Source organism: Thermus thermophilus (assembly GCF_019974155.1).
Classification (GTDB): Bacteria; Deinococcota; Deinococci; order Deinococcales; family Thermaceae; genus Thermus; species Thermus thermophilus_C.
This window is the reverse complement of the sequence record NZ_AP025158.1, coordinates 236018-257979: the sequence shown is the minus strand read 5'-3', so window position 1 is coordinate 257979 and position 21962 is coordinate 236018. Positions and strand designations below refer to the sequence as shown.

23 protein-coding genes and 1 pseudogene are annotated in these 21962 nt (G+C 68.3%); 5 read left to right on the top strand and 19 right to left on the bottom strand.

From position 1 onward, the window contains the following. Window positions 1–50: 50 nt before the first annotated feature. Window positions 51–1229 carry a methionine adenosyltransferase gene (metK, locus tag TthTMY_RS01545; protein WP_038038694.1) on the bottom strand — a complete coding sequence of 393 codons (1179 nt, stop codon included), beginning with the start codon at window positions 1227–1229 and terminating at the stop codon, window positions 51–53. A 94-nt stretch (window positions 1230–1323) separates the two neighbouring features. On the opposite strand from metK, the gene murI reads away from it, so the two are divergent. Next, entirely contained in the window at window positions 1324–2097 is a 774-nt protein-coding gene (murI, locus tag TthTMY_RS01540) for a glutamate racemase (protein ID WP_096411684.1), read from the top strand. A 30-nt stretch (window positions 2098–2127) separates the two neighbouring features. After that, window positions 2128–2781, top strand: a complete 654-nt coding sequence (locus tag TthTMY_RS01535) for a TIGR00730 family Rossman fold protein (protein WP_096411682.1) — start codon at window positions 2128–2130, stop codon at window positions 2779–2781. On the opposite strand, the gene mutS2 is transcribed toward TthTMY_RS01535, so the two are convergent. From mutS2 to TthTMY_RS01475, 12 genes are all read right to left on the bottom strand, one after another. Beyond that, the gene (gene mutS2 / locus TthTMY_RS01530; RefSeq protein ID WP_096411680.1) at window positions 2756–4990 is read right to left on the bottom strand and encodes an endonuclease MutS2; all 2235 of its coding nucleotides are present in this window, start codon (window positions 4988–4990) and stop codon (window positions 2756–2758) included. The genes TthTMY_RS01535 and mutS2 overlap by 26 nt on opposite strands. A 22-nt stretch (window positions 4991–5012) precedes the next feature. Next, a complete protein-coding gene (locus TthTMY_RS01525) occupies window positions 5013–5351 on the bottom strand; it encodes a hypothetical protein (protein WP_223903346.1) in 339 nt (112 codons plus the stop codon). A gap of 5 nt (window positions 5352–5356) precedes the next feature. Continuing rightward, a complete protein-coding gene (locus TthTMY_RS01520) occupies window positions 5357–7069 on the bottom strand; it encodes a glycoside hydrolase family 13 protein (protein WP_172844667.1) in 1713 nt (570 codons plus the stop codon). Next, complete coding sequence (locus TthTMY_RS01515) at window positions 7066–7401, bottom strand: DUF86 domain-containing protein (protein WP_096411677.1); 336 nt, start codon at window positions 7399–7401, stop codon at window positions 7066–7068. The genes TthTMY_RS01520 and TthTMY_RS01515 overlap by 4 nt, the downstream gene beginning before the upstream one ends. Then, window positions 7398–7685, bottom strand: a complete 288-nt coding sequence (locus tag TthTMY_RS01510) for a nucleotidyltransferase family protein (protein ID WP_011173685.1) — start codon at window positions 7683–7685, stop codon at window positions 7398–7400. Before TthTMY_RS01510 ends, TthTMY_RS01515 begins: the two co-directional genes overlap by 4 nt. Before the next feature lie 4 nt (window positions 7686–7689). After that, the gene (locus TthTMY_RS01505) at window positions 7690–9009 is read right to left on the bottom strand and encodes a sugar ABC transporter permease (protein WP_223903345.1); all 1320 of its coding nucleotides are present in this window, start codon (window positions 9007–9009) and stop codon (window positions 7690–7692) included. Continuing rightward, window positions 9010–10338, bottom strand: a complete 1329-nt coding sequence (locus tag TthTMY_RS01500; RefSeq protein ID WP_096411675.1) for an ABC transporter permease subunit — start codon at window positions 10336–10338, stop codon at window positions 9010–9012. A 58-nt stretch (window positions 10339–10396) separates the two neighbouring features. Beyond that, a complete protein-coding gene (locus TthTMY_RS01495) occupies window positions 10397–11593 on the bottom strand; it encodes a maltose ABC transporter substrate-binding protein (RefSeq protein ID WP_223903344.1) in 1197 nt (398 codons plus the stop codon). Window positions 11594–11702: 109 nt separating this feature from the next. Then, window positions 11703–12734 carry a hypothetical protein gene (locus tag TthTMY_RS01490; protein ID WP_223903343.1) on the bottom strand — a complete coding sequence of 344 codons (1032 nt, stop codon included), beginning with the start codon at window positions 12732–12734 and terminating at the stop codon, window positions 11703–11705. Beyond that, window positions 12731–13342, bottom strand: a complete 612-nt coding sequence (rdgB, locus tag TthTMY_RS01485; RefSeq protein WP_172844666.1) for an RdgB/HAM1 family non-canonical purine NTP pyrophosphatase — start codon at window positions 13340–13342, stop codon at window positions 12731–12733. Before rdgB ends, TthTMY_RS01490 begins: the two co-directional genes overlap by 4 nt. A 15-nt stretch (window positions 13343–13357) precedes the next feature. Then, a complete protein-coding gene (locus TthTMY_RS01480) occupies window positions 13358–14296 on the bottom strand; it encodes a polyprenyl synthetase family protein (protein WP_096411669.1) in 939 nt (312 codons plus the stop codon). Between the two features lie 61 nt (window positions 14297–14357). Further along, window positions 14358–15391, bottom strand: a protein-coding gene (locus TthTMY_RS01475; RefSeq protein WP_096411667.1) for an IS630 family transposase whose coding sequence is annotated in 2 segments (ribosomal slippage) — window positions 14358–14902 and window positions 14902–15391 — 1035 coding nt in all. Because the reading frame shifts where the segments join, the coding sequence is not laid out codon by codon here. Between the two features lie 60 nt (window positions 15392–15451). On the opposite strand from TthTMY_RS01475, the gene TthTMY_RS01470 reads away from it, so the two are divergent. Continuing rightward, window positions 15452–16293 (top strand): IS5 family transposase gene (locus tag TthTMY_RS01470; protein ID WP_324615471.1). Its coding sequence is split into 2 segments (ribosomal slippage): window positions 15452–15815 and window positions 15815–16293, totalling 843 coding nucleotides; the frame shifts between segments, so codons are not numbered across the junction. 36 nt (window positions 16294–16329) lie between these two features. On the opposite strand, the gene TthTMY_RS01465 is transcribed toward TthTMY_RS01470, so the two are convergent. The 4 genes from TthTMY_RS01465 to TthTMY_RS01450 form a co-directional block, all read right to left on the bottom strand. After that, window positions 16330–16668 (bottom strand): hypothetical protein, encoded by a 339-nt coding sequence (locus TthTMY_RS01465; RefSeq protein WP_223903342.1) that lies wholly within the window; start codon window positions 16666–16668, stop codon window positions 16330–16332. 117 nt (window positions 16669–16785) lie between these two features. Next, the gene (locus TthTMY_RS01460) at window positions 16786–17421 is read right to left on the bottom strand and encodes a redox-sensing transcriptional repressor Rex (RefSeq protein ID WP_096411664.1); all 636 of its coding nucleotides are present in this window, start codon (window positions 17419–17421) and stop codon (window positions 16786–16788) included. Continuing rightward, window positions 17418–18194, bottom strand: a complete 777-nt coding sequence (locus TthTMY_RS01455) for an SPOR domain-containing protein (RefSeq protein WP_096411662.1) — start codon at window positions 18192–18194, stop codon at window positions 17418–17420. Before TthTMY_RS01455 ends, TthTMY_RS01460 begins: the two co-directional genes overlap by 4 nt. A 1-nt stretch (window position 18195) precedes the next feature. Beyond that, on the bottom strand, window positions 18196–19557 hold the full coding sequence (locus tag TthTMY_RS01450) for a tetratricopeptide repeat protein (protein ID WP_096411660.1): 1362 nt from the start codon (window positions 19555–19557) through the stop codon (window positions 18196–18198). A gap of 53 nt (window positions 19558–19610) precedes the next feature. Between TthTMY_RS01450 and TthTMY_RS01445 the strand changes: the two genes are divergently transcribed. Then, window positions 19611–20123, top strand: coding sequence for an HNH endonuclease (locus tag TthTMY_RS01445; protein WP_223903341.1), 513 nt, complete (start codon window positions 19611–19613; stop codon window positions 20121–20123). On the opposite strand, the gene TthTMY_RS01440 is transcribed toward TthTMY_RS01445, so the two are convergent. Then, on the bottom strand, window positions 20120–20953 hold the full coding sequence (locus tag TthTMY_RS01440; RefSeq protein WP_096411658.1) for a DMT family transporter: 834 nt from the start codon (window positions 20951–20953) through the stop codon (window positions 20120–20122). The two genes, TthTMY_RS01445 and TthTMY_RS01440, sit on opposite strands and share 4 nt — an antisense overlap. 41 nt (window positions 20954–20994) lie before the next feature. On the opposite strand from TthTMY_RS01440, the pseudogene TthTMY_RS01435 reads away from it, so the two are divergent. After that, a pseudogene (locus TthTMY_RS01435) lies at window positions 20995–21479 on the top strand (DNA cytosine methyltransferase). A 122-nt stretch (window positions 21480–21601) separates the two neighbouring features. Here the strand turns inward: TthTMY_RS01435 and rplQ are convergent. Continuing rightward, the gene (gene rplQ, locus TthTMY_RS01430) at window positions 21602–21958 is read right to left on the bottom strand and encodes a 50S ribosomal protein L17 (RefSeq protein ID WP_008633358.1); all 357 of its coding nucleotides are present in this window, start codon (window positions 21956–21958) and stop codon (window positions 21602–21604) included. Between the last annotated feature and the right edge of the window lie 4 nt (window positions 21959–21962).

Genomic DNA, 21962 nt, shown 5'->3' with positions numbered 1-21962 from the left:
AGCGCACGGACGCTTACCCCTATGCTGGCCTAAGCCCGCATGGGGTGGCCTCAAAGCCCCGCCTCCCGCCTCAAGGCCTCCACCCGGTCCGTCTCCTCCCAGGGGAAGCCCGGGCGGCCGAAGTGGCCGTAGGCCGAGGTGGGGGTGTAGATGGGCCGCAGGAGGTCCAGCTCCTCAATGATGGCGAGGGGCCTCGGGTCAAAGACCTTCTTGGCGATCTCCGTGAGCTTCTCGTCGGGCAGGACCCCGGTGCCGAAGGTCTCCACCCTGAGGGAAACGGGCCTGGCCTTGCCGATGGCGTAGGCGAGCTCCACGAGGGCCCTCCTCGCAAGCCCTGCCGCCACGATGTTCTTCGCCATGTAGCGGGCGTAGTAGCTGGCGGAGCGGTCCACCTTGGTGGGGTCCTTGCCGCTGAAGGCCCCGCCCCCGTGGGGCACCGCCCCCCCGTAGGTGTCCACGATGATCTTCCGGCCCGTGAGGCCGGTGTCCGCGTGGGGGCCGCCCAGGATGAAGCGGCCCGAGGGGTTGATGAGGTACTCCGTCTCCCCGTCCTTCAGGTACTCCGGGGGGATGGCCTGGCGCACCACCTCCCGGATCAGGTCCTCCCGCAATTGCTCCTGCTCTACCTCGGGGGAGTGCTGGGCGGAGACCACCACGGTCTTGACGTAAAGGGGCTTATCCCCCTCGTAGACCACGGTGACCTGGGCCTTGCCGTCGGGCCGGAGGTAAGGCAGGAGCCCCGTCTTCCGCACCTCGGCGAGGCGCATGGTGAGGCGGTGGGCCAGGGTGATGGGAAGGGGCATGAGCTCGGGGGTCTCGTCGGTGGCGTAACCGAACATGAGCCCCTGGTCCCCCGCCCCCACCCGGTCCAGGGGGTCCGTGGACTTGAGCACCCGCCACTCGTAGGAGAGGTTGACCCCGCCGGCGATGTCGGGGGACTGCTCGTCTATGGCGGTGAGCACGGCGCAGGTGTCGGCGTCAAAGCCGTACTTGGCCCGGGTGTACCCCACCTCCCGCACCGTCTTGCGCACCAGGTTGGGGATGTCCACGTACCCCTCGGTGGTGATCTCCCCCGCCACGAAGACGAGCCCGGTGGTCACCAGGGTCTCTGCCGCCACCCGGGCCTTCTTGTCTTGGGCGATGAGGGCGTCCAGGATGGCGTCGGAGATCCGGTCGGCCAGCTTATCCGGGTGCCCCTCGGTAACCGATTCAGACGTGACCAGCCTCAACGCGCGCACCTCCTTTACCCCGATGCCCCCTTCGGGGCAACCCTGATAGTATAGCACCCCCCCTTTTCCGTCCAGGGAGGTAGGATGGGGGCCCGTGAAGGACCCCAAGGCCCCCATCGGCGTCTTTGACTCCGGGGTGGGGGGGCTCACGGTGCTCAAGGCCCTCCGCCGCCTCCTGCCCCGGGAGGAGTTTCTCTACTTCGGGGACACGGCCCGCGTGCCTTACGGCGGCAAGCCCCTCGCCATGGTGCGCCGCTTCGCCTGGGAGATCGCGGGCTTCCTCCTGCGGCAAGGGGTGAAGGCCATCGTGGTGGCCTGCAACACGGCGAGTTCCGCCGCCTTGCCTGACCTCGCCGAGGACCTTTCCGTGCCGGTCTTCGGGGTGGTGGAGCCCGCCGCCAGGGCCGCCCGGGGCTTCCGGAAGGTGGGCCTCATCGGCACCCAGGCCACCGTGGAAAGCGGGGCCTACCCCAGGTACGTGGACCTGGCCTGGGCCCAGGCCTGCCCCCTCTTCGTCCCCTTGGTGGAGGAGGGCCTATGGGACGACCCCGTGGCCCTCCTCGTGGCCCGCCACTACCTCGAGGACGCCCCCAAGGACCTCGAGGCCCTGATCCTGGGGTGCACCCACTACCCCTTCCTCAAGGGGGCCATCGGCGCGGTCCTCCCTGGGGTGGTCCTCCTGGACTCCGCCGAGCTCACCGCCCAGGAGGTGGCGAGGGCCCTCGAGGCCGAAGGGCTCCTCAACCCGGAGGGCCGGGGCCGGACCTTCCACTTCGTCACCGGGGACCCGGAGGCCTACCGGGCCTTGGCCGAGCGCCTGGGGGAAAGGGTGGAGGCCGTGCACCGGGTGAGCCTGGAGGAGCTTTAGGCCCGCCCGGGGAAGGGGTAGGCTTAGGGCATGCCCAAGAAGCCCCTCATTGACCAGCTCCACCACGAGGACAGCTGGCGCCTCTTCCGCATCCTGGCGGAGTTCGTGGAGGGCTTTGAAACCCTCTCCGAGCTCCAGGTGCCCTTGGTCTCCGTCTTCGGCTCTGCCCGCTTCGGCGAGGGCCACCCCGCTTACGAGATGGGCTACCGCCTGGGCAAGGCCCTGGCCGAGGCGGGCTTCGGGGTGGTGACAGGGGGCGGACCCGGGGTGATGGAGGCGGTGAACCGGGGGGCCTACGAGGCGGGCGGCGTGAGCGTGGGCCTGAACATAGAGCTTCCCCACGAACAGCGGTCCAACCCCTACCAGACCCACGCCCTCTCCTTGCGCTACTTCTTCGTGCGCAAGGTCCTCTTCGTCCGCTACGCCGTGGGCTTCGTCTTTCTGCCCGGGGGGTTCGGCACCTTGGACGAGCTCTCCGAGGTCCTGGTCTTGATCCAGACGGAGAAGGTCCACCCCTTCCCCGTCTTCCTTTTGGACCGGGGCTACTGGGAAGGGCTCGTCCGCTGGCTCGCCTTCCTCCGGGAGCAAAAGGCCGTGGGACCGGAGGACCTCGGGCTCTTCCGCCTGTTGGACGAGCCAGAGGAGGTGGTCAAGGCCCTCAAGGCCGAAGCGCCACCACGGTAACCCCATGCCCCCCCTCGTGGGGCGGGGCGTCGGCGAAGCTTTCCACCCGCTTGTCCCGGCGGAGGGCCTCCCGGATGGCCTGCCTTAAGGCCCCCGTCCCCTTGCCGTGGAGGAGGCGGAGGGTGGGAAGGCCCAGGGCCCGGGCCTCCTCCAGGGCCTGGTCCACCTCCAGGAGGGCCTCGGCCACCGTGAGGCCCCGGAGGTCCACCTCCTTCACCTCCCGCCGGGGCTTGGCGAGGAGGGGCTTGCCCGGTTCGGCCTCGGAAAGGGGCTTCACCTCCTGGGGCTTGAGGCTCATCTTCAGGGGGCCCACCTGGACCAGGACCTCCTCCCCCCTGAGCTCCACCACCCGGCCCCGTTTGCCCAAGGACGGCACCTCCACCAGGGCCCCGGGGGCGAGGCCCGGGGGGGGCGGGGGCGGCGGGGCCTTCTTGGCGTAGCGCTCCCGGAGGGCCATGAGTTCCCGGAGGGCGTCCCGCTTGCCCTCGGCCCTGGCCTTCTCCTTGAGGGCCTTGAGCTCGGCCTCCACCTTGAGGAGCTCGGCCCGCACCTCCTCCTCGAGGGCCTTAAGCCTCTCCGCCCGCTCCTCCTCAAAACGGGCCTCCCGCTCGGCCAGGGCCTTGCGCAGCCTCTCCACCTGGGAAAGCTCCCGCCTCAGGCGCTCCCGCTCCGCCTCCAGGGCCAGGCGCTCGGCCTCGAGCCTCTCCAGAAGGGCCTCCAGGTGCCCCCCTTCGGGCAAAAGGGCCTCGGCCCGCTTAAGGACCTCCTCGGGGAGGGCGAGCCTTCTCGCGATGGCCAGGGCGTAGCTCCGCCCCGGCACCCCGAGGACGAGCTCGTAGGTGGGGCGGAGGGCCTCGAGGTCAAAGCGCATGGAGGCGTTCCCGATCCCCTCCCTCCCCTGGGCGAAGGCCTTCAGGGGGGAGAGGTGGGTGGTGACCATCCCCTTGACCCCCCTCTCCAGGAGGGCCTCGAGGATGGCCTGGGAAAGGGCCGCCCCCTCCTCGGGGTCGGTGCCGCTTCCGAGCTCGTCAATGAGGACGAGGCTATTGGGGGTGGCCTCTTCCAGCATCTCCTTGAGGCGCCTTAAGTGCCCGGCGAAGGTGGAGAGGTTCTCCTGGAGGGACTGCTCGTCCCCGATGTCGGCATAGACCCGGTCGGGCCAGGCCAAAAGGGCCTTCTCCGCCGCCACGAAGAGGCCCGACTGGGCCATGAGGACGGCGAGGCCTAGGGTCTTGAGGAGGGCGGTCTTCCCCCCCATGTTGGGCCCGGAGATGAGGAGGATGCGGTTCTTCCCGTCCAGGGCGAAGGAGTTCCGCACGGGGTTTGGGATCAGGGGGTGAAAGGCCCGGTGGAGCTCGTACCGCTCCCCGAAAGCGGGGCGGGAAAGCCCCAGGTCCCGGGCCAAGGCGGCCTGGGCCTGGACGAGGTCCAAAAGGCCCAGGGCCTCCAGGGTCTTCGGCACCCCCTCGTCCTTAGCGAGCTTCTCGGAGAGGTCCCGGAGGATGCGGTTCACCTCCTCCTCCTCCTTGAGCCTCAGGGCCTGGAGGCGGTTGTTGAGCTTGACCACGGAGAAGGGCTCTATGAAGAGGGTCGCCCCCGACTCGGACTCGTCCAGGAGGATCCCCGGCACCTTCTGGGCCATCCCCGCCCTCACGGGGACGCAGTAGCGCTCCCGCCTTAAGGTGACGAAGCGGTCCTGGAAGGCCTCCCGGTGGCGGTCCATGAGGGCGTAGAGGTGGTCCAGGATCTTTTGGCGGAGGGGCCTAAGCTCCTTGCGGATCTCGGCGAGCCTGGGGCTCGCCTCGTCCTTCACCGCCCCTTCCTCGTCCAGGGCCTTCCGCACCCGCTCCAGGAAGGGGGTGTGGTCCCCGATGCCCTCCGCCACCTGGCTTAGGGCGTTTCGCAGGGGAAGGAGCTCCTCTTTTAGGGCCATGGCCTCCTCCAGGGCCTTGGCCGCCTTTAGGAGCTCGGGGCCGGAAAGCCTCGCCCCCGCGAGGGCCCTCCCGTAGGCCTCCCTTAAGGCCCCCGCCTCGGGGAGGGCGTAGGGGTAGAGGAGGGCCTCCCCCGTGAGCTCGTGCCGCCGCTCCGCCTCTTCTCGGGAAAGGGGGGCGAGGGCCAGGGCGAGCTCCCGGCCCAAGGGGGTCTTGGCCCTCTCCGCCAGGAGGGCCCGCACCCGGGGGAACTCCAGGACCTCGAGGACGTCCCGCACAAAGAAAGAGTATACCCCGGGCCTAGCGTTTCAGGAGCTTAAGGAGCAGGGAAAGAACCTCCTTATTCGCCCCAAGCTTTGCCCCCTTGGCCACGAGAAGGCCCAACCGCCCAAGCCTCCCCGCGGGAAGCAGGGCCAGGAGGGCCGTGATCTGGGAGAGCAGTCGCTCCCTCTCCTCGAGGCTCAGGGCCTCCCAGCGGCGCTGAACCCCTTCTATCAGGGCACGTAGCCGCTCCCGAAAGCCCTGCGCGCCGGCGCCCTCCTTATGAAGGGCCTCCGCTTCAGCAAGGAGGTCCACCGGGGCCTCAACCTTCTTTCGCGCCACCCGCCGCACCTTCCCCTTAAACCGCTTAAGGCGCATCCCCTTCATTCTAAAGGTTCCAGGAGGAGGTGCCGCGCCTCCACCTCCCCCGCCACCTCCCTTCCCGAAAGGAGGTCCACCCCCCGGGGAAGGGAAAGGCGCACCCCTTCCTTGGCGAAGAAGGCCCAGACCTCCTTCCCCCGGTGGCGCCGCCTGAAGGCCAGGACCCCCGGGGGGGCCTCGAGGGGGAGGAGCCCCCCGAGCCTCAAGGCGGGGTGGGTCTTCTTAAGGAGGATGAGGCGCCGGAGGAAGGCGAGGAGGTCCTTGTCCCAAAGGGCCTCGTCCCAGGGGAAGGGAGCGCGGCAGTAGGGGTCCCCCCGCCAGACCTCGTAGGGGTTGGGCTGGGAGAGGCCCACCTCGTCCCCGTAGTAGACGGCGGGGCTTCCGGGGAAGGCGAAGAGGAGGGCATAAGCGGTCTTGAAACGCTCCTTGTCCCCCCTAAGGCGCCAGAGGGCCCGGGGGATGTCGTGGGAGGAGAGGAGGGTGTACATGCTGTGGCGGAGCTGGAGGGGAAGGGCGGCGTAGTGGTCCCAAAGGACCCGCCAAAGGTCTTCGGCCTCCAGCTCCACGGGGTTGCCGTGGAGGTCCCGCCCCGAAAGCCACGCCATCACCGGGTGGGCGAAGCCGGCGTAGTGCATGGCCCCGTCCAGGGTGTGGGCCCTTAGGGTGGGGACGGCGTCGTAGGAGAGCTCCCCGAAGACCAGGGCGTCTTCCCGCTCCTCCTTGGCGGCCCGGGCCAGGGCCCTGAGCCAGCGGGCGTTCTTCCGGTTCGTCCCCCCTTCCCCGATGGAGTGGGCCACGTCCAGCCGCCAGCCGTGGGCGAGGCGCATCCAGTGGCGGACGGGGGCCTCCTTGCCGAAGACGAAGCGCTCCCTTGTGAGCGCCGAGGCGTAGTCCAGCTTGGGCATGTGCCTCACCCCCCAGAAGCTGGCGTAGGTGCCGTCGGGGTAAAAGGTGAACATCCCCCGCTCGGGGGAGGAGGGGTCCTCAAGGGCCTTCTGGAACCAGGGGTGGGTCGCCCCCACGTGGTTGAAGACCCCGTCCAGGATGAGCTTCATCCCCCGGGCCTCGAGGGCCTCGTAGAGCGCCCTAAGGGCCTCCTCCCCGCCCAGGTGGGGGTCCACCCGGCGGTAGTCCTCGGTGTCGTAGCGGTGGCTGGAGGGGCTTTGGAAGATGGGGGTGAGGTAGAGGGCCTCCACCCCAAGGGCCTCCAGGTAGGGGAGGGCCTCGAGGACCCCAAAGAGGTCCCCCCCGTAGAACTCCCGCGCCCCGTCCTCCCCGGGGGGTTCATTCCAGGCCTTTTTGCGGATGGGCCTCCCCCCGTAAAGCCAGGCCCCCTCCTTGGGGGCGAGCTCCGGGCGCCCTTGGCGGAAGCGGTCGGGGAAGATCTGGTAGAAGACCGTCCCCAGGGCCCACTCCGGGGGAAGGGGCTTGGCGAGGAGGTGGAAGAAGCGGTCGTAGCGGGGCAGGGTCTTCTCCAGGCCGTGGCTGCCCAGGTAGCCTTGGGGGAGGCGGAAAACGTAGCGGAAGGGGCTCGCGTGGACGGGAACCCGCGCCCTGAGGCCCCTTTCCCAAGGCTCCATGGGCTTCTCGTGGAGCTCCCCGTCCCGCTCGTAGAGGAGAAGCCCCTCCCGGGCCTCGGTTTCCAGGAAAAGCTCCACCTCCTCCCCGAGCTCGGGAAAGGGGGGGTCAACGTGTTCCAGGTCGTGGTGATTCAAGAATCAACCTCCAAGAGGGCTTGTACCTGAACCTTTAGCGCGGGCAAATCCCGGACCACAGTAGACCAGACCTCTTCCAAGTCCACGCTGAAGTACTCGTGGACGAGGAGGTTGCGCATGGCCACCATCTCCCGCCAGGGGATGTGCGGGTGGGCCTCGTGAAACTCCCGTCCCAGCCTGGCCGCAGCCTCCCCGATGCGCTCTAGGTGGTGCACGATCCAGACCTGAACCAGCTCGTCTTGCAAAAAGCGTGCCTTCCCCAGAGCGGCGTACCGCTCAATACGGGCAATGGCCTCCAGGATATCCAGAAGCCTCTCCCGGGGGTTCCTCATAGAGGGATGGCCTCCCGCAGGACTTGCTCCCGGAGCCTAGGGGCCAGGCCCCTCTCGCTCACGATATCTACCCGCACCCCCAAGAGCCCCTCCAGGGCCAGCTTTAGACGGGCATGGTCCAGAAGAGTGCGCCCCTCCTCAAAGGCCACCAGGAGGTCCAGGTCGCTGTCTTCTCGGGCTTCCCCCCGGGCCACAGAGCCAAAGACCCGCACCCTCACCGCCCCGTGGCGGGCGCAGAGGCTTAGCACGGCCTCCCTTCTGGCCCTGAGGGTCTCCAGGTCCATGCCCTTATTCTTTCACGGCCCCCGCGGTGTAGCCGGAAACGAAGTACTGCTGGAACCCGTAGAAGAGGAAAAGAATGGGTAAGGAGCCCAAGACGCTCGCCGCGGCGAAGACGCCCCACTTGGTCTGGAACTGCCCCGTGGTGAAGCTCCTTAAGCCCACGCCCACGTTCCAGCTCTCCACCCCCGTGAGGACGAGGTTGGCCAGGACAAACTCCGAGTAGGTGCCCACGAACTGCAGGAGGAAGATGAAGACGAACATGGGGGCGGAGAGGGGAAGGAGGATCTTGGTGAAGACCTGCCACCTCGTGGCCCCGTCCACCATGGCCGCCTCCTCGAGGCTCGGGCTGATGCTCTCCAGATAGCCCTTGTAGACCCAGGTGCCGAAGCTGATGATCCCCCCGGAGTAGGCCAGGACGAGCCCGGTGAAGGTGTTCAGGAGGTCCAGCCGGGAGAGGAGGTAGTAGATGGCCACCAGGGCCAAGAACCCCGGGAACATCTGCACGAAGATGAAGAAGAGGAGCATGGGGTAGCGGCCGGGCAGGTGGCGGAAGCGGGCGAAGGCGTACCCCGCCGTGGCGGTGAGGAGGACGGCGAGAAGCCCTGTGAGGCCGGAGATGAGGAAGGTGTTCCGCACCCAGAGGAGGAACTTGGTCTCCGTGCCCTGCCCGGTGAACTGCCTGGGCGAGAGGGAGAGGGCGAGGGCGAAGACGGAAAGGGCCATGAGGAAAAGGAGCCTCCCCTGCCAGAGGTCCATCCACGCCTCGGGGGCAAGAAGCCTGCGGAGAAGGCCCACGACCCCCACCCCCAGGAGGGCTAGGCCCGCGAGGAGGGCGAGGACCACCTGGTAAGGGTAGAGGACCACCCCTTCCACCAGCTTGGCGTAGTTTTCCAAGGAGGGGTTGGGCAGGTAGGGGATGACCTTGGCGTCCAGGAGGAGGAAGCCCGTTTCCGGCCTCTTGAAGCTGAAGAGGTTGTTGGTGGGGTCAAAGCTCGCCGCCACCACCTGGACCACCGGGTAGTAGACGAGGAGGATCAGGACCCAGAGGAAGAGGTGGGTCACCCCCTGGAGGAAAAGGGGCCAGGGGCTTTTCCGCCTTCCCCGGAGGCGGTTTACGAGGGCGGTGTAGAGAAGGCTATAGAGGAGGACGAGGAGGACCAAGGCCCCGAGGAAGCCCAGGGCGTAGGCCCAACCATAGGGCACGAAGACGCTCCCGAAGGCCACCTGCTTGCGGTAGGACCCTTCGTCAAAAAGGCGGTTCGCCGCGAACCAGTAGACCCCGTAGAGGGCGAGGCCCGTGAGGAGAAAGGCCACGAGCTTGCGCACCTACTTCACCTCCCTCAGCGCCCCGGTCACCCGGAAGTTCACCAGGCTGATGGCCACGGTGATGGCGAAGATGAGGAGGCTAATGGCCGCCCCCAGGCCGTAGGCCGACTGCCCCTCGGCGCTAAAGGCCGTCTTGTAGGCCCAGGAGATGAGGATGTCCGTGGCCTGGGCGGTGGCGAGCCTCCCCTCCTGCGCCGGGCCACCCCCGGTGAGGAGGTAGATGATGTAGAAGTTGTTGAAGTTGAAGGCGAAGGAGGAGAGCAGGATGGGCAACATGGGCTTCTCCAGGAGGGGGAGGGTGATGCGGAGGAGGGCCTGCCAAGGGGTGGCCCCGTCCACCTTGGCCGCCTCGTAGAGCTCGTCGGGGATGGTGGAAAGGGCCCCCAGGGTGGCCGTCATCATGTAGGGGAAGCCGAGCCAGAGGTTGACGAGGAGGATGGCCACCTTGGCCCAGTCGGGGTCGTTGAGCCAGGGAATGGGGTAGAGGCCCAAGACCCCGAGAAGGCGGTTGATGGCCCCGAAGTTGTAGTTGAGGAGGGCCACCCAGACCTGGACGGTGATCACGCCGGGCAGGGCCCAGGAGACGATGAGGGCCGTGCGGTAGAAGTTCCGAAGCTTAAGGCCCTTGTTGTTGAGGATGAGGCCCAGGAGAAGGCCCACGAGGGCGTTGAGGAGCACGGTGGCCGTGGCGAAGGTCACGTTCCAGAGGAAGACGGGGAAGAGGGCCTGGCTCGCCTGGGAGAGGATGAAGGCGAAGTTCTTGAGGCCCACGAAGCGGAAGGCGTTCACCTTGGCCACGAACTCCGCGCGGAAGGGGGGGGTGCGGTCAAGGAGGAGGGCCTCCCCCTTGGCCTCGAGGACCCTGGCCCGCATCCGGTGCCCTTGGGCGTAGACCTCCACGGGCACCCCCTGGCAGGGGTCGCAGCGCAGGGCCTCCGCCGCGGGGGCCTCGAGGACGAGCCTCGCCCCCTCCTGGGCCACCACCTTCGTCTCCGTGGAGCGGTCGGGGAAGCCGTTCTTGGCTCCGGAGTAGTCGGTGAAGACCAGGTACACGGTGAGGCCCACGGGGTAGAGGGTGAAGACCAGGAGGAAGGCCAGGGCGGGGAGGAAGTAGTACCAGTCGGAAAGCCAGGGGAAGAGCCTTCCCACCCCCACCGCCCCCGGGACCAGGACCAGGAGGGCCACCACCAGGATGGTCCAGCCCGGTGGGGCGAAGCGGGCCTCCAGGAGGAAGTAGGCCAGGAGGCCCACCCCCGTGGAGAAGAGGAGAAGCCCCAGGAGGAGCCCCATGGCCAGGAGGAAGCCTTTGAGTCCGGGAGGGTGCTTCATGGTCTAAAGATACGCCCCCCACGGGGGAAGGAGGTCCCGTGGGGGGCGGGCATAGGCCTTACTTGCCGATGGCCTTCTTGATCTCGGCCACCATGTCTTCCACGATCTTCTTCACGTTGGAGTCGGGCTTTTGGATGGCGAGGCTGATGGCGTTCCCCCAGGGGCCCCAGACCTTGCCCATCTCGGGGATGTTGGGCATGGGGGCGCCCAAGGGGAAGACCTTGGAAAAGCCCGCCACCACCGGGTCCTTCTCCAGCTGCTTCACCGCGCTCTTGGAGACGGGGATGCGCCCGCCCGCCTGGTTGAAGGCCACGAGGTTCCGCCCCGTCACCAGGGTCTTGGCGAAGTTCACCGCCTGGGTCTTGTTCCTGGAGTAGGCGTTCACCACCACGCCCTGGACCCCCAGGAAGGGCCCCCAGGCCCCCCTGGCCCCGGGCGGCGTGGGGAAGGGGGCGATGCCGAAATCCACCTTGGCCTTCTTGTAGTCCCCCAGGGCCCAGGGGCCGTTGAGGATCATGGCCAGCGCCCCGTCCTTGAAGGCCCCGTCCGCCACCCCGTAGTCCACCCCCTCGGGGACCAGGTTGTACTTGAAGCGGAGGTCCTTGATGAACTGGAGGGCCTTCTCCCCCGCCTCGCCCCCGATGAGGAGCTTGCTGGGGTCCAGGTTGCCCTTGGCGTCCTTGGCGAAGACGTTCTCGGCGCCGAAGGCCTTGAAGAAGCCGAAGTTAAAGTAGGGGTCGCCGATGTTGTAGAGGAAGCCGAAGGTGGAACCCGTGGTGAGCCTTTGCGCCAAGGCCAAAAACTCCTCCCAGGTCCTGGGGGGTTCCTTCACGTACTTCTTGTTGTAGATGAGGGCCACGCTCTCGGCGAAGGCGGGCAGGCCAAAAAGCCGCCCCCCGAAGGTGAAGGCCTCCACCGCCACGCCCTGAAGGTCCGCGAGGTAGGTTTGGGTTACGTACTTGCCCACGGGCTCGAGGACCCCGGCCTGGGCCATCTCCCCCACCCAGTCGTGGGGCACGGTGACCACGAGGTCCGCCGCCTGGCCCTGGGGGGCGCCCAGGATGAACTTCTGCTTGATCTCCCCGAAGGGGACCTCCACCACCTCCACCTTGGTGCCGGAGGTCCTTTCAAAGGTCCGGGCCTGCTCCTTGAGCCACTCCAGCTCGGGGCCGCCGAAGTGGGTCCAGACGGTGATCTTCCCCTGGGCGAGGGCCAGGGAAAGGCCTAGGGCCAATGCCGGAACGAGCTTCCTCATACTCCACCTCCGGGCGCGTGGTAGCGCTTCCTCAAGGAAGGTTTTTGAAGGTTTTTCCCGCGCCCTTCGGGGCAAAGTATACCACCTCCAGACCGGGACACAAGTCCCCTTAGTGGAAGGCCCGCACCACCTCAAAGGCGATGAGGGCCAGGATGGCCACCTCCACCGCCTGGGTGCGGAGGTGGGCCACCTCCTCGGTCACCATCTCGTAGGTGGCCTCGAGGACCCTGAGCTTCTCCTCCACGCTCCTTTCCAGCTCGTGGGCCCCGTAGAGCTCCAAGGCCGCCCGGTAGATCTTGGCGTAGAAAAGGTCCTCGGTGATGCGCAAAGCCCCCTCCATCCGGGCCTTCACGTCGGCGATCTCCGCGTGCCGGGCCATGAGGCGGCGGCGGAGGCGCTGCAGCCTCCCGTACCCCCAAAGCCCCCGGTGCCTTAGGACCTGGGGAACCAACTCCAGCTCCTCGGTGAGCACCCGGTCGTAGTAGGAAAGCTCCAGAAGCTGGGCGTGGACGAACTCCACCAGGTCGGCCACGTCCCAGATCCCCTCGGAGTCCAGGATGAGGACGCGGTCAAAGCCCAAGAGGGCCAGGTCCTCCGTGGAATAGCTGTAGCGGTAGCGCTCCATCTCCCGCCGCACCTCGGGGGCGAACTCCTCCTCGGCCCCCATCCATAGGGGGGTGAGGTCCACCGAGGGGCGGAAGGCTTTTTCCCCTTCCAGCCCCAGGGCGTGGTAGACCACGAACTCCTCGGAGAGGCGCTTCTCCTCGGGGCGGAGAAGGGCCCCTCGGAGGTGGGGCTCGAGGGCGGCGAGCTCCGCCAGGAAGAACCCCTCCCAGAAGGGAAGCTCGGGGATCCTGAGCCCCTTCTCCAAAAAGGCCTCCCAGGGCACCCGCTCCCCCAGGTGGATGCGGAAGGAGAGGGAGACCACCCCGAACTCGTAGAGCCTGGCGGTGAGGAGGCCGGAAAGCCCCTCCACGCTCCGCACCCCAAGCTCCATCTCCCCCGGTGGGTTTTCAAAGCGCACCGCCCCAAGCCTCGCCCGGGAAAGGCGAAGGCGGGGTGTGGACAGGCGGCCTAGGTCAATCTCGTCGGCCACGTCAAAGAGGCGGTAGAGGGCGATGTGGGGGGAGAGGACGTTCATTCCAGCTGGGAAATCTCCCGGGGAGGAGGCCCCTCCTTGTAGGCCTCCAGGAGAGCTCTAAGGGCCTTTCCCCGGTGGGTGTAGCGGGCCTTCTCCTCTAGGCCCATCTCGGCGAAGGTCTTCCCCGCCTCGGGGACGTAGAAGAGGGGATCGTAACCGAAGCCCCCCTCCCCCCGGGGGGCCTCGAGGATCAGCCCCTCCACGCTCCCCTCGTAGGCCTCGGCGTGCCCGTCGGGGTAGGCCAGGACCAGGACGGCCACGAAGCGGGCCTTGCGCTCTTCCCCTTTGAGGTGGCGCATCCTCTCCAGGAGGTAGACGTTCCGCTCCCGGTCCGTGGCCCTCCCCCCGTAGCGGGCGGAGTAGACCCCGGGCTCGCCCCCGAGGGCGTAGACCTCGAGGCCGGAGTCGTCGGCGAGGGCGGGAAGCCCCGTGGCCTTGGCCACGTACGCCGCCTTGAGGAGGGCGTTTTCCAGGAAGGTGGCCCCCTCCTCCTTGGGCATGCGCAAGGGGAAGTCCGCCAGGGTGAGGAGGGTCCAGCCCAAGGGGGCAAGGCCCTCCTTGAGCTCCCGCACCTTCCCGGGGTTGGAGGTGGCCAGGACCACCTTCATCCCCCTAAGCATACCCTAGCGGACCCGCTCCGCCTCCTTTAGGGCGAGCTCGCGCAAGGCCTCCCGGAAGGGGCTCGGAGGCAGGGCCTCCAGGGCCTGGGCCGCGGCCTCGGCCCGCTCCCGGATGCGGCGCACCGCCTCCTCGGCCACCCCGCTCTCCCGGGCCAGGGCCCGCACCCGTTCCAGGTCCCCGGCCTCCCGGGCCCGGCGCCTGAGCACCTCCCGCACCTCGGGGTAGCGCTCCATGAGGAGGAGGGGGATGAGGGTGGCCTTGCCCTCCCGCAAGTCCCCGCCCACGGGCTTGCCCAAGACCTCCGGGCTTCCCATGAGGTCCAGGTAGTCGTCCCGCATCTGGAAGGCTTGGCCGTAGAGGAGGCCGTAACGGTAAAGGGCCTCCCGCACCCCGCTCTCCGCCCCGAGGAGGAGGGCGGGGCCCTCCGTGGCGAGGGCCATGAGGACCGCCGTCTTGGCGGTGATGATCCGCTCGTAGTTCTCCAGGGAGTAGTCCTCGAGGGCCGCCACCTGGAACTGGAGGACCTCGCCTTCGGCGAGGGTCTTGGCCACCTCGGCGAACCGCTCCACCAGCTCCATCCGCCCCGTCTTGGCGATCACGTGGAGGAGCCGGGAGAGGAGGAAGTCCCCGGAGAGCACGGAGACAGCGTTCCCGTACTTGCGGAAGGCCGCCTCTTTGCCCCTGCGGGTTTCGGCGTCGTCAATGAGGTCGTCGTGGAGGAGGGTGGCGGAGTGGAGGAGCTCCACCGCCAGGGCGAGCTCCAGCTCAAAGGGCGCCCCTCCTAAGGCCCTCGAGGCCAGGAAGACGAGCCTAGGCCGGATGCGCTTACCCCCCGCCGTCACCAGGTCCTGGTGGATGAGGCGGATGAAGAGGACATCGGACTGGACGAGCTCGGAAAGGGCCTCTTCAAAGCGGCGGAGGGGGGCCTCGAGGTCGGTCACACCCCCCAGTATAAGCAAAGGCCCCGGAAAAACCCGGGGCCAAAGCCCACTCTACCTCGGGCTAAGTGCCCTCCCCCGAGATTTTCAACTCCACACCCCCCAGGGCCTTTAGGGCCTGCACTACCGCGTCCTTCAGCTCTTCAAGGCTCCCGTAGTGCCGCCTCGGCATCAAAAACCCCTTCACCCGCCGCCAGATGTTCTCCATGGGGTTCAAATGGGGGCTGTACCGCGGCAGGTAGGCCACCTCCAGCCCCCGCCCTCGCCACACCCCCCTCCTCCCCTCCACCCCACGGGACCGGTGGAAAGGCGCGTTGTCCAGGAAAACCTTCAGGGGCTTGGTCAACCCCTCGGCCACCCGGTCCAGATACCCCCGCACCACCTCCCACCGCACCGGCCCCTCCAAAAGGGCAAAGAAAAGCCGCTCCCCCTCCCGGCCCCGCACCAGGTGCCCCACCACGTTCACCCGCCCCTCCTTGCCCCACGCCCGCGGCACCCCCTTCGCCTCCCCCCTCCGGCACCAGGCGTACGTGGGAGGCAGGGTCAGGGCGAACCCGCTCTCGTCCAAGTACCCCACCTCCATCACCCCCTCCTGAGCCCCCTTTTTGCCTCCTCTTCCTCCTTCACAAAGGCTTCCACCTCCTCCGCCTCCGGTTTACCCCTGGGCACGTACCGCGTCCGTCTCCACACATACCCCATGGCCCTGAGGTGCCGGGCCACCACCTTGGGGGCCAGGCGGACCCCGAAGCGCTCGGCTATGGCCTCCGCAAGTTGCGGGGCGGTCCAGACCCGATCTTCCGCCAGTTTCTCCTCCACGAAGGCGGCCATCTCCGGGGTGAACTTCCTGGGGGTTCCCGGGGGTTTGCGGTAGACGAGGCCTTGGAGGCCCTCCCTCAGGAAGCGCCTGAGGACGAGGTAGACGGTGGTGCGGTCCTTGTGGAAGTGCTGGGCGATCCTTGGGGCGGTCCAGCCCTGGGCGGCCAGGCGGACCATCATGGCCCACAGGCGGGTCTTCTTGTGGGTCCTTGGGTCCAGGGAGAGCTCCAGGAGGAGCCGGTCCTCCTCAGGGGTCAGCTGGATCCGAAGTGGGGCTGCCATGTTGAGATGATAAGGGGTTGGCACTTAGAGGCTGTCGTAAAAGGGTGGTATCCTTGAGGGGTGAGCTCTAGACGATCTTACCCCAGCGACCTCAGCGATGCGGAGTGGGCCCTCCTGGAGCCCCTCATCCCAGCCCCCAAGCCCGGCGGCCGCCCCGCCAAGGTGCCGAGGAGAGAAATCGTTAACGCCATCCTTTACGTCCTGGAGAACGGCATCAAGTGGCGGGCCATGCCCCATGATCTGCCCCACTGGTCCACCGTCTACCACTACTTCCGCAAGTGGCAGAAGGAAGGCATTTGGGAGAAGGCCGTCCAGGCCCTGGCCCGCCAGGACCGGGAGCGAGAAGGGAGGCAAGCTTCGCCCAGCGCTCTGGTGATGGATAGCCAGTCCGTGAAGACCACGGAAAAAGGGGGCCCCGAGGGAACGACGGGGCCAAAAAGGTCAAGGGGAGAAAGCGCCAGATCCTGACGGACACGGGGGGCCGCTTGCTGAAGGCCTTCGTCCACCCGGCCAACGAGCACGACAAGCGGGGTGGGGAGGCCTTGCTCCTGGGGATGGACCTCTCCCTTTGGCCAAGGGTGCGGAAGCTGTTTGTGGACTGGGGGTACCGGGGCCTCAAGGGGCTCGCTTCTTCCCTGGGGCTGGAGCTTGAGGTGGTGGCCCGTCCCTACGCGGGGGTGCGTGGGGTATGGGTGCGAGAGGGGGAAGAGGCGCCGGAGCTTCCGCGGGAGATGGGGTTCAAGCCCTTGCCCAAGCGGTGGGTGGTGGAGCGGACCTTCGCCTGGCTGGGGCGGAATCGGCGGCTCGCCAAGGACTATGAAGCCAACCCTGGGGTGAGCGAGGCCTGGGTGTATCTGGGCATGCTACGCTTGTTGGTGAAGCGGCTGGCTAGGGCCGCGTAGCTGGCCGTGGAAGGGTTTTACGACAGCCTCTTAGCCCTAGTAGAGCTCTATCGGGGCGTTCAGGGGGACCACTTTGGACTGCCCGTTGGCCGAAATGGTCCGGTACTTCACCGCCTGCACCGGGGTCAAGGGCGCGGAGGACTTCTTCACCACCTCCCGGGTGTAAGGCCCGCAAGGGTTGGGGTTGCTGGGCGGACAAGCCTCGGGGATGAGGAAGGGGGCCTCCAGTTGGTTCTCCGAGGCGTCCAGGAGGATCACCGTGCCCGCCCCGGAGCCCGGAAGGGCGTAGAGGACGATCTGGTAGCTGTAGGTGTAAACCGTATTGTTGTTTTGGTCCGTCTCCGCCTGAAACGAGAAGTTCTCCCGCGAGGCCAAGACCGTCGGCCCACCTAGGATAACGCCGCCAGCGAAGAAGTTGCCACATCCCCCCAAGGCCACAAGGACCAGACCGCCAAGGAACCTGACCCATATACGCCGCATAAACCACCTCGCTCACCCCATCATCTCTTCCCGCCACTTGGGATTGAGTATAGCAAAAGAAAGCCGCGTGAGCCCCGCCAAGAAGTCCACGTTCTCCACCGCCACCTCCTTGGGCACCTCGAGGACCACCGGGGCGAAGTTTAGGATCCCCTTAATCCCCGCCGCCACCAACAGGTCCGCCGCCTTCTGGGCCGCCTCCCGGGGCACGGTGAGGAGGGCGATCTCAATGCGCCCCGGCACCCGTTGGGGCAGGAGGTCCACGGGCTCAATCACCCCGCCCCGCACCGGGCGGCCCACCTTCTCCGGGTCCACGTCAAAGAAGCCCCTGAGCTCAAAGCTCTCCCCGAACCCCGGGTAGTCGGCGAGGGCGCTCCCGAGCCGGCCCATGCCCACGATGCACAGGCCCCACTTGCGGTTGAGCCCCAGGATGTGGCGGAGCTCCCGCTTGAGGACGGGGACGGTGTACCCCACCCCCCGGGTGCCGTAGGAGCCGAAGTAGGAGAGGTCCTTCCGCACCTGGAAGGCCGTGACCTGGGCGAGCTCCCCAAGCTGCTCGGAGCTCGTCCGATGAACCCCCTGGGCCTCCAGCTCCTCCAGGATGCGGAGGTAGGTGATCAAACGGCTGATGGCCGCTTCGGGGACCTTCATCGCACCTCCAAGGCCTCGAGGCCCAGCGCCTTGAGCCGGGCCTTCACCTCGTCCACCTGGCCCACGGGCACGGGGCCCACCCGCACCCGGTGCAGGCCGTCCTCGCTCAGGACCACGCTGAACCCCAGCCCACGGAGCTTCTCCGCCAAGGCGAGGGCGTTTTCCCGCTTCTGGAAGGCCCCCACCTGGAGGTAGACCCGCTCGGGAGAGAGGGGCGCCGGGCCCTCCCCCCGGTAGACCTGGGGGGCGTAGTCCCGGAGGGCCTCGGCCACCCTCCTGGCCTCCGCCTCGGTGGCGTAGGGGCCCAGCACCACCCGCGTGAGGCTTCCGGCGGGCTCCAGCCGTGCGGGGTAGCCCCGGTCCGCCAGCGTCTGGCGCAACCTGGCGGCGTTCTCAGGGTTGGCGAAGGCCCCCACCGCCACCCGGTAGACCCCCCCAGGGCTTGCGGGCGGGGAGGCCGCGCCGGCGCTAGGCCGGGCGGGCTCCGAAGGCGAAGGCGCCGAAGCGGGCGCGCGCCCCAAGGCCTCCCCCGGGGAAGGGGCGGGCGGGGCCTCGGGCAAGGGCAGGACGGTGACCACGGGCGCCTCCGCGGGGGCCTCGCCGGCAAGGCCGGGCGCCGGGGCCGCAGGCGCCTGCGGAGCCGGGGGCGGGGGCGGGGCGGGGCGCGCAGCGAAGGGGTTTAGGCCCACGAGGTAAAGGACCACGCCCAACGCCACCACGGCGATGAGGACGAAGATGAGAAAGTCCAACCAGTTCTCCCTCAGCCAGCGCATCCTACCTCCCGAGAAGGGCCCGGGCCTCCCTCGAGCCCAAGGCGGCCGCCTGCCTCAGGGCCCGGTCGGCCTCCGCTTGGCGGCCCAAGCCCCTGAGGACCAGGCCCAGGTTGTACCAGGCGGCGGCAGAGGAGGCGTCCTTGACCAGGACCTCGCGCAGCACGAGCTCCGCCTGGCCGAAGCGCTTGGCAAGGACGAGGGCCGCCCCCAGGTTTACCCCCACCTGGGGGTCGCGGGTGGCCTCGTAGGCGGCCTGGAGGGCCGCCACCGCCTCCTCGGCCTGGCCCTCCTCCAAGAGGAGGCTTCCCCGCAAGGCCAGGGCCTGGGGGGAGGCGAGCCCCTCGAGGAGCTTTAGGGCCTCCTGCCGCCGTCCCAGGCCTTGGGCCGCCTGGGCCTGGAGGAAGGCCCCGGCAGGCCCAGCCTCTTTGGCGTAACGGTAAGCGTTGGCGTAATCCTTGGCCTTGAGGTAGGCGGCCGCCAAGGCCAAGGCCACCTCGGGATCCTGGCCCTTTGCGTAGGCCTCCCGGAGCCAGCGGAGCCCCTCCTTCAGGTCCCCCGCCTCAAGCCGGCGCCGGCCCAGGAGGTAGGCGGCCTGCCAAAGGTCCGGGTCCAGGGCCAAGGCCTCCCGCCAAACGGGCTCGGGGGCTTCCACCAGGGTCCCCTTGCGCAGGAGGAGGAGGGCCTTCCCCTTGGGATCCTGGAGCGCCTCGAGGCCCCGCTCCACCTCCCGGCGCGCCCGGTCCGTAAGCCCCACCTCCGCCAGCACCCGGACGAGGAGGTCCCAGGCCTCCGCCCGGCCGGGCTCCCGGTTGAGCACGGCGTACAGGTGGGGCACCGCCGCCTCCCGCTCCCCAGCGGCGTAGAGGGCCTGGGCCAGGGCGAGGCGGTAGGCGGGGCTCCGCTCCGGGGAAAGGCCCTGCTCCAGAATGGCCGCCGCCTCCTTGGCCTTCCCCTCCTGGAGGAGGACCCCGGACCAGGCGAGGTAGGCCTCCTCCTGGGGAGCGATGGCGGCCGCTTTGGCGAAGGCCTCGGCCGCCTTTCCCGCCTCCCCCAGGCGGAGGTAGACCTGGCCCAGGTTGAAGTGCCCCTCGTACCGGTCCGGGAAGACCCGGGTCATCTGGTCAAAGGCGAACCGGGCCTCTTCCAGCCGGCCAAGCCGCACCAAGGCCACGCCGAGGCCCAGGTGGGCCCGGAACTGGCCGTAGTCCTGGCGCAGCACCTCCTCAAAGGCGGCCACGGCCTCCGCGTAGGCCCCCTCCGCCAGGAGGCGCTCCCCCCTCTCCAGCCAGGCTTGAACGCCCTGGGCCAAGGCCGCCCCAGAAAGGAGCCCGAGGGCGAGCATACGCGTCAGAAAAGGTCCCATAGAAGCCCCCTCTTTGCCGCTAGCATAGCACACCCCTGTGCTAAGCTGAGGCCGTGAACCTGGACGCCCCACGGGTCCTGGTCCTCAACGCCGCCTACGAGGTCCTGGGCCTGGCCAGCATCAAGCGGGCCGTGCTCCTCGTCCTCGGGGGCGGGGCGGAGATGGTCTCGGAAAGCGGCCTCTACCTCCACACCCCCTCCACCCGGATCCCCGTCCCCAGCGTGGTCCGCCTCAAGCGCATGGTCCGCCGCAGGCCGGGGCGCGTTCCCTTGAACCGCAGAAACGTCCTCCGGCGCGACCGCTACACCTGCCAGTACTGCGGCCAAAAGGGCGGGGAGCTCACCGTGGACCACGTCCTCCCCAAAAGCCGCGGGGGCAAGAGCACCTGGGACAACCTGGTGGCCGCCTGCCGCAGCTGCAACCTCAGGAAGGGGGACCGCACCCCCGAGGAGGCGGGGATGCGCCTCCTCCGCCCCCCGAAGCCCCCAAAGGTCCCCCTCTTCCTCTTGGACCTCAAGGAGGTCCCCCCGGACTGGCGGCCCTTCGTGGAGGGCCTCCTTGGCTAGCGCCGCACCGCAAGAAGCACCGCCAGGATCACGAGCAAAGCCCCGAAATAGCCCAAGGGCGAAAGGACCTCGCCGAAGAGCAGGTAGGCGAGGACCACGGCCACCACGGGCTCCAAGGTGGCCACCACGCTGGCCACGGTGGCGGGAAGCCGCCTGAGGCCGGCGTAAAAGGCGAGGTAGGCCCCGTAGGTGGAAAAGAAGCTGAGGGCCAGGAGGGCGCCAAGCGCCCGGGGGGTCAAGGGGCCGAACTCCGCCCAGGGCGCAAGGGCCAAGGCGGCCACGGGCAGGGCGTAGGCGAAGAAGGTGGGGGTGGTGTAGTGGCCGAGGTAAAGCTTGCCGAGAAGGTAGTGAAGGGCGTAGAAGAATCCGGAGGCCAAGCCGAAGAGGAAGGCCCGCACCCCGAAGCGCACCTCGCTCCCCCCGCCCAGGCCCAAAAGCCCCACCCCGAGGAGGGTCAAGGCCACCGCCCCCCAGGACCTGGCCGTGGGGGGCTCCCGGAGGAAGGCCCAGGAGAGGAGGGCCACCCAGGCGGGAGCAGTGTAGAGGAGAACCGAGGCCAAGGCCGCCCCCCCGTAGAGGACGGCGAGCTGGTAGGCCCCGTAGAAGAGGGCCACCCCCAGAAGGCCGAAGAGGGGAAAGACGGGCAGGTCCCGGGGCGCCACCCGAAGGCCTCCCGTCCGGGCCGCGTGGGCCAGAAAGAGGATCCAGCTCAAAAGCGCCCGGTAGAAGGCCACCGTCAAAGGGGTAAGCCCCTCCTGGAAGGCCATACGGCTTAAAGGCCCGATGAGGCCCCAAAGAAACGCCGCCAGCAGGACGTAAAGGTAGCCCATGGGACAAGTGTATAATCGGCCCAGGCGTTATTGGAGGCTCTATGGGAGCGCGCACCTCTTTCGCCCTTCTCGTCCTGGTCCTGGGCGGCCTCTTCGCCTGGCTCAACTGGCCGGAGGTCACCCGGACGGCCCCCCTCTCCCTGGGGTTCTTATCACCCGGGTGGAGGCCCCCTTGGGCCTGGTCCTCCTCGTGGCCTTAGGGGTGGCGACCCTCCTCTACCTCCTCTTCACCCTCGGCCTCGAGACCGCCGCCCTCCTGGAGGTGCGGCGGTATGCCCGGGAACTCCTCCACTACAAAAAGCTCGCGGAGGACGCGGAGCAAAGCCGCTTCACCGAACTCCGCCGCTACCTGGAAGGGGAGTTCCAGGCCCTAAGGGAGGCGGAGCGCGAGGAGCTTAGGGCCCTGAAGCAGGAAGTGGTGGAAACCCTGGAGAAGCACGGGAACACCCTCGCCGCCTACATCGGGGAGCTCGAGGACCAGATCCTGCGCCTCCTGGGCGAGCGCAAGCAGGGCCCCGGAGGCTAAGCGCCCGCACCTCGTCTGCGCACCGACGTGCGGACCCTCGGGGAAAAGCCCCTACGCCGCGCGAGCCCAAGGTGGCGCAAAGCCCCCCGGGCCGAGGCTCCGGGGGGCCGGTCCCGGCGGGGCTACTCCACGAGCTCCACCAGGGCAAGAGGCGCCCCGTCCCCCCGCCGGCGCTCCGCCAGCTTGAGGACCCGGGTGTACCCCCCCTGGCGGTCCCGGTAGCGGGGGGCGATCTCGTCAAAGAGCTTCCGCACCAGCTTCACGTCCTGGAGGTCCCTAAGGACCAGCCTGCGGGCGTGGAGGTCGCCCCGCTTGGCCAGGTGGATGAGGTGGTCCACAAACCCCCTGAGCTCCTTGGCCTTGGGCACGGTGGTGGTGATGCGGCCGTGGGTGAGGAGGCTTTTCGCCTGGTTGCGGTAAAGGGCCAAGCGGTGGGAAGAGTGGCGGTTCAGCTTACGTCCGGACTTCAGGTGGCGCATGGTC

Bases quoted from the DNA above. Each gene is read 5' to 3' on its own strand.
- TthTMY_RS01495 (WP_223903344.1), bottom strand. From the start codon at position 11,593: ATGAGGAAGCTCGTTCCGGCATTGGCCCTAGGCCTTTCCCTGGCCCTC.
- TthTMY_RS01450 (WP_096411660.1), bottom strand. From the start codon at position 19,557: ATGGGACCTTTTCTGACGCGTATGCTCGCCCTCGGGCTCCTTTCTGGG.
- TthTMY_RS01510 (WP_011173685.1), bottom strand. From the start codon at position 7,685: ATGGACCTGGAGACCCTCAGGGCCAGAAGGGAGGCCGTGCTAAGCCTC.
- TthTMY_RS01535 (WP_096411682.1), top strand. From the start codon at position 2,128: ATGCCCAAGAAGCCCCTCATTGACCAGCTCCACCACGAGGACAGCTGG.
- TthTMY_RS01460 (WP_096411664.1), bottom strand. From the start codon at position 17,421: ATGAAGGTCCCCGAAGCGGCCATCAGCCGTTTGATCACCTACCTCCGC.
- TthTMY_RS01500 (WP_096411675.1), bottom strand. From the start codon at position 10,338: ATGAAGCACCCTCCCGGACTCAAAGGCTTCCTCCTGGCCATGGGGCTC.
- TthTMY_RS01515 (WP_096411677.1), bottom strand. From the start codon at position 7,401: ATGAGGAACCCCCGGGAGAGGCTTCTGGATATCCTGGAGGCCATTGCC.
- TthTMY_RS01455 (WP_096411662.1), bottom strand. From the start codon at position 18,194: ATGCGCTGGCTGAGGGAGAACTGGTTGGACTTTCTCATCTTCGTCCTC.
- TthTMY_RS01440 (WP_096411658.1), bottom strand. From the start codon at position 20,953: ATGGGCTACCTTTACGTCCTGCTGGCGGCGTTTCTTTGGGGCCTCATC.
- rdgB (WP_172844666.1), bottom strand. From the start codon at position 13,342: ATGAAGGTGGTCCTGGCCACCTCCAACCCCGGGAAGGTGCGGGAGCTC.
- rplQ (WP_008633358.1), bottom strand. From the start codon at position 21,958: ATGCGCCACCTGAAGTCCGGACGTAAGCTGAACCGCCACTCTTCCCAC.
- TthTMY_RS01490 (WP_223903343.1), bottom strand. From the start codon at position 12,734: ATGAACGTCCTCTCCCCCCACATCGCCCTCTACCGCCTCTTTGACGTG.
- TthTMY_RS01525 (WP_223903346.1), bottom strand. From the start codon at position 5,351: ATGCGCCTTAAGCGGTTTAAGGGGAAGGTGCGGCGGGTGGCGCGAAAG.